Annotated in this window: 16 protein-coding genes; 5 read left to right on the forward strand and 11 right to left on the reverse strand. The window is 63.3% G+C overall.

Annotated elements, in window-relative coordinates:
• Nucleotides 1–3: 3 nt before the first annotated feature.
• Genes ACL2XF_RS00650 through ACL2XF_RS00700 form a run of 11 tightly spaced genes read right to left on the reverse strand, consistent with a single transcriptional unit; the run spans nt 4 to nt 10,927 of the window.
• A complete protein-coding gene (locus tag ACL2XF_RS00650; protein WP_413721263.1) occupies nt 4–405 on the reverse strand; it encodes a formate hydrogenlyase maturation HycH family protein in 402 nt (133 codons plus the stop codon).
• On the reverse strand, nt 398–1,180 hold the full coding sequence (locus ACL2XF_RS00655; RefSeq protein ID WP_410013863.1) for an NADH-quinone oxidoreductase subunit B family protein: 783 nt from the start codon (nt 1,178–1,180) through the stop codon (nt 398–400). The genes ACL2XF_RS00650 and ACL2XF_RS00655 overlap by 8 nt, the downstream gene beginning before the upstream one ends.
• Nucleotides 1,177–1,728, reverse strand: coding sequence for a hydrogenase 4 subunit H (gene hyfH, locus ACL2XF_RS00660; RefSeq protein WP_413721261.1), 552 nt, complete (start codon nt 1,726–1,728; stop codon nt 1,177–1,179). The genes ACL2XF_RS00655 and hyfH overlap by 4 nt, the downstream gene beginning before the upstream one ends.
• A gap of 11 nt (nt 1,729–1,739) precedes the next feature.
• On the reverse strand, nt 1,740–3,455 hold the full coding sequence (locus ACL2XF_RS00665) for an NADH-quinone oxidoreductase subunit C (RefSeq protein ID WP_410013865.1): 1,716 nt from the start codon (nt 3,453–3,455) through the stop codon (nt 1,740–1,742).
• Nucleotides 3,452–5,029 carry a hydrogenase 4 subunit F gene (locus ACL2XF_RS00670; protein ID WP_410013866.1) on the reverse strand — a complete coding sequence of 526 codons (1,578 nt, stop codon included), beginning with the start codon at nt 5,027–5,029 and terminating at the stop codon, nt 3,452–3,454. The genes ACL2XF_RS00665 and ACL2XF_RS00670 overlap by 4 nt, the downstream gene beginning before the upstream one ends.
• Nucleotides 5,030–5,033: 4 nt before the next feature.
• Nucleotides 5,034–5,684, reverse strand: coding sequence for a hydrogenase 4 membrane subunit (hyfE, locus tag ACL2XF_RS00675; RefSeq protein WP_413721260.1), 651 nt, complete (start codon nt 5,682–5,684; stop codon nt 5,034–5,036).
• An 11-nt stretch (nt 5,685–5,695) separates the two neighbouring features.
• The gene (locus ACL2XF_RS00680; RefSeq protein ID WP_413721259.1) at nt 5,696–7,135 is read right to left on the reverse strand and encodes a hydrogenase 4 subunit D; all 1,440 of its coding nucleotides are present in this window, start codon (nt 7,133–7,135) and stop codon (nt 5,696–5,698) included.
• 18 nt (nt 7,136–7,153) lie between these two features.
• Nucleotides 7,154–8,104: a respiratory chain complex I subunit 1 family protein gene (locus tag ACL2XF_RS00685; protein WP_410013869.1), complete on the reverse strand. Its 951-nt coding sequence runs from the start codon at nt 8,102–8,104 to the stop codon at nt 7,154–7,156.
• Between the two features lie 11 nt (nt 8,105–8,115).
• Nucleotides 8,116–10,131 (reverse strand): hydrogenase 4 subunit B, encoded by a 2,016-nt coding sequence (gene hyfB, locus ACL2XF_RS00690; RefSeq protein WP_410013870.1) that lies wholly within the window; start codon nt 10,129–10,131, stop codon nt 8,116–8,118.
• Nucleotides 10,132–10,133: 2 nt separating this feature from the next.
• Nucleotides 10,134–10,754 carry a 4Fe-4S dicluster domain-containing protein gene (locus tag ACL2XF_RS00695; protein WP_410013871.1) on the reverse strand — a complete coding sequence of 207 codons (621 nt, stop codon included), beginning with the start codon at nt 10,752–10,754 and terminating at the stop codon, nt 10,134–10,136.
• A gap of 44 nt (nt 10,755–10,798) precedes the next feature.
• Nucleotides 10,799–10,927, reverse strand: a complete 129-nt coding sequence (locus tag ACL2XF_RS00700; protein ID WP_410013872.1) for a hypothetical protein — start codon at nt 10,925–10,927, stop codon at nt 10,799–10,801.
• Nucleotides 10,928–11,219: 292 nt separating this feature from the next.
• Between ACL2XF_RS00700 and hypA the strand changes: the two genes are divergently transcribed.
• Genes hypA through hypE form a run of 5 tightly spaced genes read left to right on the forward strand, consistent with a single transcriptional unit; the run spans nt 11,220 to nt 15,160 of the window.
• Complete coding sequence (hypA, locus tag ACL2XF_RS00705) at nt 11,220–11,564, forward strand: hydrogenase maturation nickel metallochaperone HypA (protein WP_413727805.1); 345 nt, start codon at nt 11,220–11,222, stop codon at nt 11,562–11,564.
• A 39-nt stretch (nt 11,565–11,603) separates the two neighbouring features.
• Nucleotides 11,604–12,764: a hydrogenase nickel incorporation protein HypB gene (gene hypB / locus ACL2XF_RS00710; protein ID WP_413721257.1), complete on the forward strand. Its 1,161-nt coding sequence runs from the start codon at nt 11,604–11,606 to the stop codon at nt 12,762–12,764.
• Nucleotides 12,755–13,048 carry a HypC/HybG/HupF family hydrogenase formation chaperone gene (gene hypC / locus ACL2XF_RS00715; RefSeq protein WP_413721256.1) on the forward strand — a complete coding sequence of 98 codons (294 nt, stop codon included), beginning with the start codon at nt 12,755–12,757 and terminating at the stop codon, nt 13,046–13,048. Before hypB ends, hypC begins: the two co-directional genes overlap by 10 nt.
• On the forward strand, nt 13,035–14,150 hold the full coding sequence (gene hypD / locus ACL2XF_RS00720) for a hydrogenase formation protein HypD (RefSeq protein WP_413727806.1): 1,116 nt from the start codon (nt 13,035–13,037) through the stop codon (nt 14,148–14,150). The genes hypC and hypD overlap by 14 nt, the downstream gene beginning before the upstream one ends.
• Nucleotides 14,147–15,160 carry a hydrogenase expression/formation protein HypE gene (gene hypE, locus ACL2XF_RS00725; RefSeq protein ID WP_410013877.1) on the forward strand — a complete coding sequence of 338 codons (1,014 nt, stop codon included), beginning with the start codon at nt 14,147–14,149 and terminating at the stop codon, nt 15,158–15,160. The genes hypD and hypE overlap by 4 nt, the downstream gene beginning before the upstream one ends.
• Nucleotide 15,161 lies beyond the last annotated feature (1 nt).

The raw sequence follows: 15,161 nt of genomic DNA on the forward strand, positions 1-15,161 counted from the left end.
CGGTCATAATACTCTCCGCACAATCAGGTAAATGGCCGGCTCGGCGGCGATTTCAGCCAGCAGGCCGATCAACCGGGCGCTCCATGTCCCGAAGGGCGCGGGCTGGTTTGCGCGCAGCGGCGCAAAGGCGTTGGCCAGCAGGTCGGTATGGGTGCTGTCGATGACGATTTCGCCAAAGGTCAGCAGGCCGTGCATTTTGCGCCGCGCCTCGCCTTCCGGCAGCAGGGCGATCCACTGTTCGTATTGTTCCAGCGGGCAGATGAATTCCTTGTTCAGGCAGTCAATGACCCCCACATGGTGGCCGATGGCCAGAGAGTAATACATCACCTGTTTGGCCTGAGCGGGCATGTCGTCGTCGCTGTCCAGAAACTTTTGGCGCAGCGACCAGAAATAGACCTCAGCCATGATGGGCCTCGCTGTTCAGGGTCAGCATCAGCTGCGCGACGATATCCTGCAAACGCGGATCGTCGGCTTGCCGCAGCCAGTCGTCCACCCGCTGCGCCAAGACCGCGGGCGTGGCGCCGGGCAGCAGCGACAGCAGGGTGTCGCTGATTTCGCGTCCCGCGCGATAGCCCGCCATGCGCCGCGCATCGCGCTCGACCAGCACCCGGGTATGCAGCGGCACGTCCGGCAGCAGCAGCGCCGCTTTCTCGTCCGGCTGCTCCTGGTGCGATTCGCCTTTCAGCTTTTGTTCCAGCAGGCCGAGCGCCACGGCAAAACCGTAGATGGTGGCGGCGGGCGTGGGCGGGCAGCCGGGGATCCAGACATCGATGGGCACGATGCTTTCGCTGCCGCTCCAGACGCAGTAAAGATCGTGGAAAATGCCGCCGCCGCAGCCGCAGGCGCCGTAGGAAATACAGATTTTCGGATCCGGCGCCGCGGCATAGGCGCGCAGCGCCGGCACCCGCATCGCCCGGGTTACCGCGCCGGTAAACAGCAGGATATCCGCGTGGCGTGGCGAGGCCACCACCTTGATGCCGAAGCGTTCGGCGTCGAACAGCGGGGTAATGGCGGCGAAGATCTCGATTTCACACCCGTTGCAGCCGCCGCAGTCCACCCGGTAGACATAGGCCGAGCGCTTGATATTCTGCAGCAGCGTTTTTTTGAGCGCCAGAGTATGCGGGTCGGGCGCCACGGGGATGCTGACATGGTGTTGCAGCGGGATGTCTTGCTGGCTCATTGGCTTTCTCTCCCCGCGTCGTGCGGCAGGCGCAGATCGCGGTTGCTTTGCAGGTTCTGGTGACGCTTACAGTCAGGGCAAGTTTCGAACTGCGGGCGCAGCGCGTCCAGCGCGGCTGCGTCCAGGCCGGAATGCGCCAGCAGCGCCAGGGTATAATCGATGGATTTTTTGGCGGTAAAGGGTTGATGGCATACCCGGCATTTCTGCAGGGTAAAGGTGGCGTTCACATACAAATCCGCCTTTTGCGTCACCGCCATTTCAAACTCCTCCGACAGCACGATGGCGCGTGTCGGACAGACTTCCTCGCAGCGGCCGCAGAAAATGCAGCGGCCGAGAAACAGCTGCCAGCGCCGCTCGCCCGACGCCAGGTCCGTTTCCATGGTCAGGGCGTTGGCCGGGCAGACGCTGGTACAGGCGGCGCAGGCAATACACTGCGTGGGGTCATACTGCGGCTTGCCGCGAAATCCCGGCATCACCTCAAGGGGCTTGAACGGGTATTTTACCGTTGGCTCGCCGGCTTTCAGGATGGTTTTAAACAGTTTGAACATCGTTCAACCCTCTACTTAAGCGGCGAATGGGTGCGTTCAATGCCATAGCGTTCCAGCTCCTGATAAGGCACGGTTTTCGCCCTGCGCTTGTTGATATCCACCAGCGTCACGCGATCGGTGCAGGAATAGCAGGGATCGAGGCTGCCGATGATCAGCGGCGCATCGGAGATATTGTTGCCGCGCAGCATATACCGCAGCACCGGCCAGTTGGCGTAGGTGGCGGCGCGGCAGCGCCAGCGGAACAGCTTCTGGTTATCGCCGAGCATGCTCCAGTGCACATCCTCGCCGCGCGGCGCCTCGGAAAAGCCGAGCGCGAATTTATGCGGCTGATACGTAAAGCCCTCGGTGAGCAGCGGGCCGCCGGGCAGGTTGTCCAGTCCGTATTCAATCATCGCCAGCGAGTCCAACACCTCTTTTACCCGTACCATGACACGGGAATAGACGTCGCAGCCGTCAAGGGTAAACAGCGTTTTCGGCAGGTTGGCGTAGTTGGCGTAGGGGTGATCGAAGCGCAGGTCGCGCTTAAAGCCGCTGGCGCGGATCATCGGTCCCACCGGGCTGAAATCGCGGGCGATTTTCGGGTCCAGCCGGCCGATGCCCTGGGTGCGCTGCGCCATGTTCGGCGTGCTGAGCAGCATATCCACCAACTGGACGAAGTCGGCGCGCATTTCGGCCACCAGCAGCAGCGTTTTCAGCCGCTGCTCCTTGAGGATATCGCGCCGGATGCCGCCGATCAGGTTCATGCCGTAGGTCTTGCGGGCGCCGGTCAGCAGTTCCGCCATGGTCATGGCTTTTTCGCGCACGCGGAAGAACTGCATAAAGCCGGTGTCAAAACCGACAAAGTGGCTGGACAGGCCGATATTCAGCAGATGGCTGTGCAGGCGTTCCACTTCCAGCAGGATGCTGCGGATGGCGTGGGCGCGCGGCGGCACCACGATGCCCAGCGCGTTTTCCACCGAGTTGGTATAGGCCACGCTGTGGGTAAAACCGCAGATGCCGCACACCCGGTCCGACAGGAAGGTGACCTCATTATACCCCATGCGGGTTTCCGCCAGCTTTTCCATGCCGCGATGGACGTAGAATAGCCGGTAGTCGGCATCGACAATCTGCTCGCCGTCGACAAACAGCCGGAAGTGGCCCGGTTCGTCGGAGGTGATATGCAGCGGGCCGATGGGCACCACCCGGGTCTCGCCGGCGGCGTCGTTCTCGAAGGGATAGGTTTCGGTCTCAGTGGTCGGCGTCGGGCGCTGGCGATAGTCCATGCTGTCCTTGCGCAGCGGATAGAGATCCTCCGGCCAATCGTCGGGCAGCACCAGGCGCCGTTCGTCCGGCAGGCCCACCGGGATCAGGCCGTACATATCGCGGATTTCGCGTTCGCCCCACACCGCCGCCGGGACGCGCGGCGTCACCGACGGGAATTCAAGGGTCGTGGCGCTCACCAGCGCCTTGACGATGATCCAGCACTTCTCGCCCTGTTCCATCGACAGCACATAATAGACGGCAAAATCGCCGCACAGGGTACGCTCATCGTTGCCGAACAGCACCGACAGCCAGCCGCCCTGGTTGTAGTAGAGAAACTCCACCACCTCCGGCAGGGCGTTAACCTTCACCGTGATGGTTAACTGATTGGCCGTTTGCCATTCGTGGGCCAGGACCGCCGCGGGGAATTTTTCGTTTACCTGCGCCAGGTAACCCAGGCCGAGTTTGTCGGAAATGATGTCTGTCACTTTACTTCTCCTGACGGGGAATGAATGGGCGTTGCCGTCCCGGTATCCAGCGCGGCCCAGGGCCAGCTGAACGATGCCACATCGTGGTTAAGCACGATGGTGGCGGCGTTTTCCAACAGCCCGATCACCGGCCGGGGAATACAGGTGCCCATCACCAGCATCAGCACCAGCAGCACGGCCATCGGCAGCGTGGTCAGCCAGCCCAGTTCGCCTTTGCTCGTCGCCTCCGGCCGGTCGCCGAACACGGTCATGGCAATCATGCGCACCAGCCCGCCGAGCACCACGGTCAGCAGCAGCAACAGCACCAGGGTAAGAATAAGATGGCCGCCGGCAAGTCCCGCCGCCACCGTCATAAATTCGCTGAGGAAGATATTAAACGGCGGCATGCCGCCCAGCGCCAGCGCGCCCGCCGCCATCATAACGGCGGTAAAGGGCGCGACGCGCATCATGCCTTTTACCGCGCCCATATCGCGGGTGCCGTATTTCAGCAGCACATTGCCGGACCCGCAGAATAATAAGGTCTTCGTCAGGCTGTGGTTGAGGGTATGCAGCAGCGCCGCCAGCACGCCCAGGGGGCCGCCGATGCCAATCGCCACCACGATAAGTCCCATGTTCTCCACGCTGGAATAGGCCAGCAGCCGTTTGATATCGCGCTGCACCAGAATGAAAAACGCGGCTACCGCCACAGACAGCATGCCGAATACGATCAACAGGCGGCTGGGGAACACCGGGCCGATGGCGGCGCTGATAATGATGTAATAGCGCAGGATAACCAGCAGGGCGCAGTTGAGCAGCACCGCCGACAGCAGGGCGCTGGTGGGGCTGGGCGCTTCGCTGTGGGCGTCGGGCAGCCAGGCGTGCATCGGAAACAGGCCGGTCTTGGTGCCGAAACCAATCAGCACGAACACAAACGCCAGATGCATCAGCGTCGGATCCAGCAGGCTGGTGTGCTTGAGCACTTCGGTCCAGAAAATCGCCTGGCCCGGATCGGGCAGGACGCTGGCGGCGTTGGCGTAGACCAGAATGGTGCCGTACAGGCCGAATGCGACGCCGACGGTACAGATAATGATGTATTTCCAGGCCGCCTCCAGCGAGGAGCGCTGGCCGTAAAGGCCCACCAGGAACGCCGAACTGAGGGTGGTGGCTTCCACCGCCGCCCACATCAGGATCAGGTTGTTGCTGCTCACCACCAGCAGCATGGTGAATAAAAACAGATGAAAAAAGCCGTAGTAGTGACACAAGGTGGTGACGGAAATTTCACCGGTGTCGACTTCATGGCGCATGTAACCCATGGAGTACAGGCCGGTGATGAAACCTATAATGCCGAGGATGGCCAGGAACAGCGCGCCCAGGCTGTCGATATACAGCCAGCGGTGCGCGGCCAGCAGCGCTCCTTGCGCCATGACCTGGCCTACCACCCACAGCGCTTCCGCCAGCAAGGCGATGATGCCCAGGGTGTGCAGGGCGGTGACCAGGCCGCGCGCCGCGCCGCCGGCGAACCGGCAGGCAAAGGCCAGCAGCGATATCGCCAGTGGTGTAACCAGTAATATCAATAACATAGCGGTATTGCTCATCTCATTACCCCTTCAGCGCCGTCAGTTGATTAACATTCAGCGTGTTGAGCGTACGGTAGATTTTGCGTGCCATGAACGCCATGATAAGCACGGCGAAGATAGCGTCGGTGGCAATACCGATTTCCACCAGCTCCGGCGCCCGGTTGGCCAGCAGCGCCAGCGTCAGGTGCGAGCCGTTTTCCATCAGGCAGTATCCGAATACCTGCTTGAGGATATTGCGCTGGGTGACGATACACAGCAGCCCGAGCAGGAAATGGCCCAGCGACACCGCCAGCGCCGGTTTCAGCGCGGCCACCATCGGCAGGTTTACCGGCGCGACGACAAACCAGCACAGCAGCACGATAATCGCCGCCGCCAGCATCAGCAGGGTCGGGCTGATAATGCCGCCATCCGCCCCGGGATCGGACAGTTTGCTAAATGCCCTGGCCATGATCAGCGGCACCAGCACCACCTTGGTGATCAGCGCGCTCAGGGACCAAAGCATCAGCTGGTGGGCCTGGAGCGTTTGCGCCAGGGTGAAGAAAATCAGCACCAGCACCAGCGATTGCAGGGCATACAAACAGCAGGAGACCATGGGGCGTTTGGCGCCGATGACCAACAGCGAGGTGAGCATCATCAGGCCCGCGAGGTTATTGACTATCAGAGATCCGGTCATAAATTTGTTCCTTATCCAAGCCAGGCGACGGCAATAAAGCTGGAGCACAGCGACATCACGATCAGAACCACCAGCACCGCGCGCATGGCCAGCGGCAGCGGCGCGGCCTGCGCCACCGCCTCGCTGGGCTTGCCGGGAACCACCCGTCCGAACCAAAAAAGCAGCCAGGCGAAGCTGGCGACAGACTCAATCAACACCAGGATCATCAGAGGCGTCAGCACCCAGTACTGGCTTGACAGGGCGAAGCCGGCGGCGAAAATCGGGAACTTGCTGAAAAAGCCGTTGAACGGCGGCACGCCGGTAATGGCCAGCGCCGCCACGCAAAAACCGATGCCCAGCAGCGGCATCTTGCCGATGACGCCCTTAAGCCTGGGCAGCATGCGGGTGCCGCAGCTGTAGCTGAAGGCGCCGGCCACCAGGAAGAACAGGCTCTTGGCGAAGGCGTGGTTAAAGATGTAGGCGATGCCGCCGTTGAAGGCCTCCTTCGACCCGAAGATCGCCAGCGACAGGGCGAAAAAGATATACGCCAGCTGGGTGATGGTGGACCAGGCCAGCAGCCGTTTCATATCCTTTTGCGGCAGGTACATCATAAAGCCGTAGATCATGGTCGCCACCGCCATTACCATGCCGACCCAGCCGATGATATGCGGTACGTCGCCGGCGGACAGGATGGCGCGGGCGAAGATATACACCCCGACCTTGACCATGGACGCGGCGTGCAGATAGGCGCTGACCGGGGTCGGCGCCTCCATGGCGTCCGGCAGCCAGGCTTGCAGCGGCAACTGGGCGGACTTGCCCCAGGCGGCGAACAGGATGCCGCCGAACACCACCAGCGCGGGGGTGCCGTGCAGCTGGCCCAGGGCGCTGAGGGCGAAGGTGCCGGTGGTGATAAATAGCGTCGCCGCCGCCAGGTACAGGCCGATGGAGGCGAAGTGGGTTATCAGCAGGGCTTTCATGGCGGAACGCTGGGCTTTCGGCGTCTGGTAGTAGCCGATCAATCCCCAGGAGCAGCCGCCGGTGATTTCAAAAAACAGCAGCTGGCCGAGCAGGGTGGACGACAGCACCAGCCCCGCCATGGCGCCGATAAACACCAGCAGGAAGGCATAATAACGATTGGTGCCCTCATGGGGATGCTCACGGTTGCCGTTGGTAAGGTAACCGGTGGAATACAGACTCACCAGCAGGCCGAGAAACACCACCGCGAACAGGATCAGGGTGCTGATGCGATCAACGGTGACGCCTATCAGCGCCGTGTCGCCATACGACAGCAGGGTATAGGTGGCGTCGAGCTTGCCGCCGCTGAAAAACGCCTGCGCCAGCCAAAGCGTGCCGAGCGTCGCCAGCAGCGCAAACAGGGTGCAGAGCCATTTCGCCAGGCGTTGGGGCAGGCAGGCGGTCAGCAGCGCGCCGGCAAATGGGACCAGAACAGTCGCAAGGGCTATATTCTCCATAATAAATTTCCTGGCTCCTTAAAGTCCGGTGAGGTAAAAAACAAAGGACAGCGCGGCGACGCCGAACCCCAGCCAGGTCACGCGCGGAATCAATAAAAAGCGCCCGCGCGCCAGGCTGTTTTCCAATAGGGAAGCGAGGGTAAACACCACGACAAGCTTGATAACCGTGGCGACCAGCGCCCAGAGCAGCGACGGCGCGGTCAGTTCCGTGACCTTGCCGAAGGGAATAAATACCGCCAGGAACAGTTCGGCCATCACCACCTGTTTCAGGCCGATGCCCCACTTCACCAGCGCCAGGCCGGAACCGCTATACTCGGTCAGCGGCCCTTCCTGCAGTTCCTGTTCCGCCTCCGCCACGTCGAACGGAATCTTGCCCATCTCGATAAAGGTGGCGAAGCCGCAGGCCAGCAGGGCCAGGAAGGTGGCGGTGGGGGAAATCCAGCCGGCGGAAAGCGTGGCGCTGATGGCGCCGATATTGGTGGAGCCGGTAATCAGCGCCACCACCAGCAGCGCCAGGATCAGGGTAGGCTCCACCAGCACGCCCAGCGTCAGCTCGCGGCTGGCGCCGATGCCGGCGAAGGTGCTGCCGGTATCCAGCCCCGACAGCGAAAAGAAGAACCGGAACAGCGCGAACAGATACAGCAGGGCGATCAGATCCCCCGCCGCGCCGAACGGTGAAAAGCGGGTCAGCACCGGCAGGGTCATGGACACCAGCAGCATACTGCCCAGCAGCACATAGGGCATGACGCGAAATACCGGCCCCGCCTGCTCCGGCGCCACGTCCTGGCGTTTGAGCAGCTTGGCGATATCGCGGTAATCCTGCCACAGCCCGGGTCCGCGCCGGGAATGCATACGGGCGCGGATTTGCCGTGACAGGCCGGTCAGCAGCGGCGTCAACGCCAGCAGCAGCAGCGCCTGGACCAGGGCGAACAGCCCCATGGTCAGCGACGGCAACGGTTGTATCAACATGGTCTCTCTCCTCAGAGGGCGGTGACAAGCAGCAGGATGACCAGCGCGGCGACCACGTACAGGCAGTAAATGCGGAAATCCCCGCCCTGCAAGACCTGGACCCGCGCGCCCAGGCGCTGGGTGATACGTACCAAGGGGTTGATGATATCCTCATCCCAGAAGGGTTCGACGCGGCCCGCGCCGAGCGTGGCGTACTCCAGCGCCTGTTTAAGCCGGGGCGACGGGTCGAGCCGGCGCCTGAGCCCGTAAAGGGTGGCGAACATCACGCGCAGCGGCTGGGTAAAGCTGCCGGCCGACATGGCCATCAGCGGTTCCCAGGCATAACCGCAGGCCCAGGGATCGCCGCCGCGGCGATAGCCCGGCTGGGCGCCTTTGCGCAGCAGGTAAATCGCCAGCGGGATCAGCGGCAGGGCCAGCAGCAGGATAAACATCATCAGCGGCGACATCATGGCCTGGCCGGCCTGCTGCGGCACCAGCAGCGTCCCCTGGACCACGGTAAAATCATGGGTATGGCTCAGCCCGGCGGCGACGTTCGCCAGCACCGGGGCCACCAGGGACGCGCCGGCGCCAAGCAGTACGCACGACAGCGCCAGCAGCAGCATGGCCGTGGTCATCTGCCAGGGCACCTCGCGGGCCTGGGCGGCTTTATCGCTCCTGGCCGCGCCGCAAAAGCTGATGCCGTAGACCTTGACAAAGCACATCGCCGCCAGCGCGCCGGTAATGGCCAGCATCACCATCGCCACAGGACCGCTCAGGCGCATGATAAAACCGCCGTCATGGCTCATGGTGAACAGGGATTGATAGGTGTACCACTCGCTGACAAAACCGTTGAGCGGCGGCAGCGCGGAGATGGCCATACAGCCGATAAGAAACGCCATCGCGGTAAGGGGCATCAGGCGGCCAAGGCCCCCCATTTTTTCCATATCGCGGCTGTGCACGCGCCAGATAATGGCGCCGGCGCCGAGGAACAGCAATCCTTTGAAGACCGCGTGGTTAAGTAAATGATACAGCGCGCCGAGCAGCCCGAGCGCGGCCAGCACCGGATGATGGGCGGCAATGCCCACCATGCCGACGCCCACCCCCATCAGGATGATGCCGATGTTTTCCACCGTATGCCACGCCAGCAGGCGCTTGATATCATGCTCCGCCAGCGCGTACAGCACCCCGAGCACCGAGGACACCGCGCCGAAGGCCAATACCAGGATGCCCCACCACAGCTGGCTGGCGCCCAGCAGGTCGATGCCGACCTTAATAATGCCGAAAATGCCGATTTTCACCATGACGCCGGACATCAGCGCCGAGGCGTGCGACGGCGCGGCGGGATGCGCACGCGGCAGCCAGCTGTGCAGCGGCAGCATGCCGGCCTTGGCGCCGAAACCGAAAAACGCCAGCAGGAACACCGCCGAGGCGCCGGCGGGCGACAGCGACAGCCCGCGGAACGACGCAAACTCCAGGCTGCCGCTCTGGCGCCACATCAGGAAGAACGACACCATGATCAGTACCGACCCGGCGTGGGCGATAAAGAAGTACAGCAGCCCGGCGTTAACGGATTCTTCGTCCTGATCGGCAATCACCAGGAACCAGGACGCCAGCGACATCATTTCGAAGAAGATGATGAACCAGAAGGCGTTGTCCATCACCACAAGCGTGGCCATCGAGGCGATAAACAGGTTCATAAAGAAGCCCATCGCCGCCGCGCCGCGGCCGATATATTCGCGCACATAAGCGATGGAGTAGAGGGCGCACACCGTCACCAGCAGCGAAATCACCAGCAGCATAAAGGCCGCCAGCCCGTCCAGGCGCACGCTGAAGGCGGCAAAGGGAAAGGGGCCGGCGGCGGCCCAGGTCAGCGTCTCGCCGCTCAGCAATACCGGGACGGCGGCAAGTCCGCCCAGCACCCCGCCGGCCATCGCCGTCAGACCGGCGACCCATATCGCCAGCGCTTCCCGGCGCGCCAGCAACAGCGACAGGATGCCGCCGATAACGTACAGCCCGAGCGAACCGCTGAGTAATTGAAAGGGGCCCATGTTTATTCCTGCTCCGGTGTAGGGGGGGAAAGAAAATCCAGATCCGACGACAGCCAGCGCGCCGCATAGTTGCGCCTGCGCCGGCTGGCCTGTTCCACCGCGCCGTCATCCACCAGCACCAGCGCGTCGGTCGGGCAGACCTTGACGCACTGCGGGCCGTCGGGATGGAAATCGCACAGGTCGCATTTCACCGCCACGCTCCGGACCCCGGCGTTCCAGGCCAGGAACGGATTCATGTTCTGCGGGCTTTCCGGCACATCGGCCAGTTGCCGCGAGGGAATAAAATTCTCGAACAACGTGGGGATATTCACCGGCGTACTGCCCGAGGGCGTGATGGCGCCGAAGGGACAGGCCAGTCCGCACAGTTTGCAGCCGATGCACAGGCTTTCATTGAGCTCGATGGCGTCAGGACCATGGGTTATGGCGTTGACGGGGCAGACGCGGGCGCAGGGCGCGTCTTCACAATGGCGGCACAGCAACGGCGCGGTATGCTCGCCGGTACGGGTTACGTAAAGCCGGGGGTGCGACTGCAACCCCACGGCCTTATGCACCTGGGTACAAGCGGCCATACAGGTGTTACAGCCAATGCAAAGCTGTGGTTCCGCGATAACAAAGCGGTTCATAACCCTCTCCTCCAGGAGAAACGGATGACAGTCAGGCTGCATGCTTAATCGATGCCCGCGACTAAAGCATATTCCATGCCAGCGGTAGGGTTATAGCCGGCAAGGCCCGTGGCGCGGGCATCGGTGGGAGGGTGATCAAGGAAAAAAGGCGCGGGCGAGGGTAATATCGTCATAAGTGTCGACCCCGGCGGCCGCGGGAGTGTCGTCATAAGTGACGACGTGCCGGCGCCGGGGGCCGTGAAGGGAACAGCGCCGCCGGGGCTGGCGTCAGTCCTTTGATTTTTAAGTTTAAATTATTCGTGCCGGCGCGCCAGACCTGGCATCCCCCTTGCATGCGCATGATAAGCACTGCCACGGTCCCCGCGTCCGGAAACGCCCGCGGGACCGCCGCTCCGGCCTGGCCGCGGCCAGCGTCGCGCGCGAAGTCTTGACCGGGCGCTCACCCGACCTTAAGCGGAGCCATTAATGCATGAATTAACACTGGCGCAGAACACGCTGGAAATCCTGGAGCAGCAGGCGCGGTTAAACGGCGCGCGGCGCGTAACCGGCGTTTGGCTGTCCATCGGCGCCTTCTCCTGCGTGGAGGCGGAATCCCTGCATTTTTGTTTCGATATGGTGTGCCGGGGCACCGCGGCCGAGGGATGCGTGCTGCATCTCGAGCAGCAGCCGGCCGAGGCCTGGTGCGAGCGCTGCCTGCGCCACGTCATGCTGCCCGACGCGCCGCTGCTGGTCTGTCCGCTGTGCGGCGGGCATCAGCTGCAAACAGACGCCCATGACCACATCCAGATCAAACGACTGGAAGTGGCGTAACGTTATACTGGGCCTATTCACGATGTTAGGAGACTTGCCATGTGCAGTACCTGCGGTTGTGCCGAAGGCGAACGTCATATCGAGGGTGATGATGATCGCCACTCTCATCATCACCACAGCCATGCCGATCACGACCACGCTCATCATGACCATAGCCATGCCGATCACGATCACCCTCATCATGACCATGGCCACAGCCATCATGACGCCGCCCACGCCGCTTCGCCGCGCCGCATCAGCCTGACCGCCGCCGCGCCTGCGACGATAATCCATCATCACTATCACGGCGACGTGCATAATCATTACTACAGCGTGGCGCCGGGGCACATGCCGCCGCCGGCCGCCGGGCGCGTTATGGATCGCGACGGAAATGCCGGCAGCGGCGCCGGACGTGCCGCTTATCCCGCCGGGGATACCGGCGGTTCGGCGTTTATTCCGCAGTCAGGCCCCCAGGGGGATCTTGATTACGGCCAGGGCCCGGCGGGTACCCATGCGACAGGCCTTAGCCAGCGCCGCATGGTGGAAATCGAGATTGACGTGCTGGATAAAAACAACCGGCTGGCGGCACGCAACCGGGCGCATTTCCAGGCGATGAATATCCTGGCGCTGAACCTGGTTTCCAGCCCCGGATCGGGTAAGACCACCCTGCTGACCGAAACGCTGCTGCGGCTGCGGGACCGGGTCAGCTGCGCGGTGATCGAAGGCGATCAGCAAACCACCAATGACGCCGACCGCATCCGCGCCACCGGCGTCCCGGCCATTCAGGTCAATACCGGCAAAGGCTGTCATCTCGACGCGCAAATGATCCATGACGCCGCCCAACGGCTGGCGCCGCCGGAGAGCAGCCTGCTGTTTATCGAAAACGTCGGCAACCTGGTGTGCCCGGCCGGTTTTGATCTGGGCGAGCGGTTGAAAGTGGTGGTGCTGTCGGTCACCGAAGGAGAGGACAAGCCGCTGAAATATCCCCATATGTTCGCCGCCGCCGGGCTAATGATCCTCAATAAAACCGATTTGCTGCCCTGGGTGACGTTTGACGTCGATATCTGTATCGCCAATGCCCGCCGGGTGAATCCGGCGATTGCGGTGCTGATGGTGTCGGCCACCACCGGCGCGGGCATGGACGCCTGGCTGGGCTGGCTGACGGATCAGCTGGCCGGCGGCCGGACAGCGGCGGACGCGGAGGCACAGTCATGTGCATAGGCATTCCCGGCCAGGTGATGGCGCTGGATAACGACAGCCCGGGCAACGCCTGGGTCGATGTGTGCGGTGTTAGACGCCGGGTTAACGTGCGGCTGGTTTGCGCCGACGAGGCCGCCATGGCCGCGTTGCCGGGTCAATGGATCCTGGTGCATGTCGGGTTTGCCATGAGCCTGCTCGACGAGCATGAGGCGCGGGAAACCCTGGAGGCGCTTCAGGCCATGGGCGAGGTGGAGCCCGACGTCGGTTATTTCCTGCGCGGAGGTGAGCCCGATGCGGTTCGTTGACGAATACCGCCAGCCCGAGCTGGTGCGCGGCCTGGTCACCCGCATCGCCGAGCGCATGCCTTTTACCGGCTATACGCCGGCGCGCCCCCTGCAGATCATGGAAGTGTGCGGCGGCCATACCCATGCCATTTTTAAATTTGGTCTCGATAAATTACTGCCGCCGTCGCTGGAATTTATTCACGGTCCGGGCTGTCCGGTTTGCGTGCTGCCGGCGGGGCGCATCGACGCCTGCCTGGAAATCGCCCAGCGGCCCGGGGTGATTTTTTGCACCTTCGGCGACGCCATGCGCGTGCCCGGCCGCAACGGGTCGCTGCTGACCGCCCGCCAGCGGGGCGCCGACGTGCGTATGGTCTGGTCGCCTCTTGACGCGCTGGCCATTGCCCGGGCGAACCCCGACCGGCAGGTGGTGTTTTTCGGCATCGGGTTTGAAACCACCATGCCCGCCAGCGCCGTCACCCTGCAGCAGGCGCGCGCCGACGGCGTGGAGAACTTTTTCCTGTTCTGCCAGCACATCACCCTGATGCCGACGCTGAAAAGCCTGCTGGTGCAGCCGGATGTGCGCATCGACGGTTTTATCGCCCCCGGCCATGTCAGCATGGTGATAGGCGAACAGCCTTTTGCTTATATCAGCGATGTTTGCCATAAGCCGGTGGTGGTCACCGGCTTCGAACCGGGGGACATCCTGCAGGGCCTGCTGATGCTGATCGAACAGTACGCCGCGGGGCGCTGCACGGTGGAAAACCAATACCGGCGCGTGGTGCCGGGGCAGGGTAACGGCCTGGCGCAGCGCGCCATGGACGAGGTGTTCATCACCGCGGGCGCCAGCGAATGGCGCGGCCTGGGGGTTATCGACGATTCCCGCGTCAGCCTGCGTCCGGACTGGATGGCGTTTGACGCGGAGCTGCGGTTCCATCCCGCCCAGCAACCCGTGGCGGATGACCCGCGCGCCCGCTGCGGCGCGGTGCTGACCGGGCGCTGCAAGCCGGCGGACTGCCCGCTGTTCGGCGGCGTCTGCACGCCGGAAAACGCCTTCGGCGCGCTGATGGTTTCATCGGAGGGGGCTTGCGCCGCCTGGTATCAATATCGCCGGAGTGAGGCATGAACAAACAGATTACGCTGGCGCATGGCAACGGCGGCGGCGCCATGCAGGCGCTGATAAGCGGAGTATTCCTCAGCGCCTTCGACAACCCGCTGCTGTGCACCGGGGAAGACCAGGCCCGCTTGCAGCTGAGCGAAATGACCGCCCTGGGCGACCGGCTGGCCTTTACCACCGACAGCTATGTGGTCGACCCGCTGTTTTTCCCCGGCGGCGATATCGGCAAGCTGGCGGTGTGCGGCACCGCCAACGATCTGGCGGTCAGCGGCGCCACCCCGCGCTGGCTTTCCTGCGGTTTTATCCTTGAGGAAGGACTGCCGCTGGAGATCCTGGAACGGGTGGTGCGGTCGATGGCCGCCACCGCCCGCGACGCCGGCATCCAGATTGTGACCGGCGACACCAAGGTGGTGCCGCGCGGCGCGGTGGATAAATTGTTTATCAATACCGCCGGGCTGGGCGTGATCCCGACCGGCATCGACTGGGGCGCGTCCCGTATCCGCGCCGGCGATCGCATCCTGGTCAGCGGTACGCTGGGGGATCACGGCGCCACGATCCTTAACCTGCGCGAGCACCTCGGCATGGAGGCGGATCTGGTCAGCGACTGCGCGGTGCTGGCGCCGCTTATCGCCGCCCTGCGCGATATCGGCGGCGTGCGTACCCTGCGCGACGCCACGCGCGGCGGCGTGACCGCCATCCTGCATGAGTTCGCCCGCGGCAGCCTGTGCGGCATGAGCATTAACGAGGCGGCGCTGCCGGTAAAAACCACGGTGCGCGGACTGTGCGAACTGCTGGGGCTGGAGCCGCTGAATTTCGCCAATGAAGGCAAGCTGGTGCTGATAGTGGACGCGGCGGCGGAGCAGCAGGTGCTGCGGGCGCTGCGCGCGCACCCGCTGGGACGCGACGCCGCGGTCATCGGCGAGGTGACCGGGGATAAACAGGTCCGGCTGCGCGGGCTGTACGGCGTTAGCCGTTTGCTCGATCTGCCCCATGACGAACCCCTGCCGAGGATTTGCTAGC

The sequence above is a fragment of the Sodalis sp. RH19 genome (genome assembly GCF_047324215.1).
Lineage (GTDB): Bacteria > Pseudomonadota > Gammaproteobacteria > Enterobacterales > Enterobacteriaceae > Acerihabitans.

What these genes read in the sequence shown, in the direction of transcription:
- ACL2XF_RS00650 (WP_413721263.1), bottom strand. Translation starts at nt 405, where the DNA reads ATGGCTGAGGTCTATTTCTGGTCGCTGCGCCAAAAGTTTCTGGACAGC.
- ACL2XF_RS00655 (WP_410013863.1), bottom strand. Translation starts at nt 1,180, where the DNA reads ATGAGCCAGCAAGACATCCCGCTGCAACACCATGTCAGCATCCCCGTG.
- hyfH (WP_413721261.1), bottom strand. Translation starts at nt 1,728, where the DNA reads ATGTTCAAACTGTTTAAAACCATCCTGAAAGCCGGCGAGCCAACGGTA.
- ACL2XF_RS00670 (WP_410013866.1), bottom strand. Translation starts at nt 5,029, where the DNA reads ATGAGCAATACCGCTATGTTATTGATATTACTGGTTACACCACTGGCG.
- hyfE (WP_413721260.1), bottom strand. Translation starts at nt 5,684, where the DNA reads ATGACCGGATCTCTGATAGTCAATAACCTCGCGGGCCTGATGATGCTC.
- ACL2XF_RS00680 (WP_413721259.1), bottom strand. Translation starts at nt 7,135, where the DNA reads ATGGAGAATATAGCCCTTGCGACTGTTCTGGTCCCATTTGCCGGCGCG.
- ACL2XF_RS00685 (WP_410013869.1), bottom strand. Translation starts at nt 8,104, where the DNA reads ATGTTGATACAACCGTTGCCGTCGCTGACCATGGGGCTGTTCGCCCTG.
- hyfB (WP_410013870.1), bottom strand. Translation starts at nt 10,131, where the DNA reads ATGGGCCCCTTTCAATTACTCAGCGGTTCGCTCGGGCTGTACGTTATC.
- ACL2XF_RS00695 (WP_410013871.1), bottom strand. Translation starts at nt 10,754, where the DNA reads ATGAACCGCTTTGTTATCGCGGAACCACAGCTTTGCATTGGCTGTAAC.
- ACL2XF_RS00700 (WP_410013872.1), bottom strand. Translation starts at nt 10,927, where the DNA reads ATGACGATATTACCCTCGCCCGCGCCTTTTTTCCTTGATCACCCTCCC.
- hypA (WP_413727805.1), top strand. Translation starts at nt 11,220, where the DNA reads ATGCATGAATTAACACTGGCGCAGAACACGCTGGAAATCCTGGAGCAG.
- hypB (WP_413721257.1), top strand. Translation starts at nt 11,604, where the DNA reads ATGTGCAGTACCTGCGGTTGTGCCGAAGGCGAACGTCATATCGAGGGT.
- hypC (WP_413721256.1), top strand. Translation starts at nt 12,755, where the DNA reads ATGTGCATAGGCATTCCCGGCCAGGTGATGGCGCTGGATAACGACAGC.
- hypD (WP_413727806.1), top strand. Translation starts at nt 13,035, where the DNA reads ATGCGGTTCGTTGACGAATACCGCCAGCCCGAGCTGGTGCGCGGCCTG.
- hypE (WP_410013877.1), top strand. Translation starts at nt 14,147, where the DNA reads ATGAACAAACAGATTACGCTGGCGCATGGCAACGGCGGCGGCGCCATG.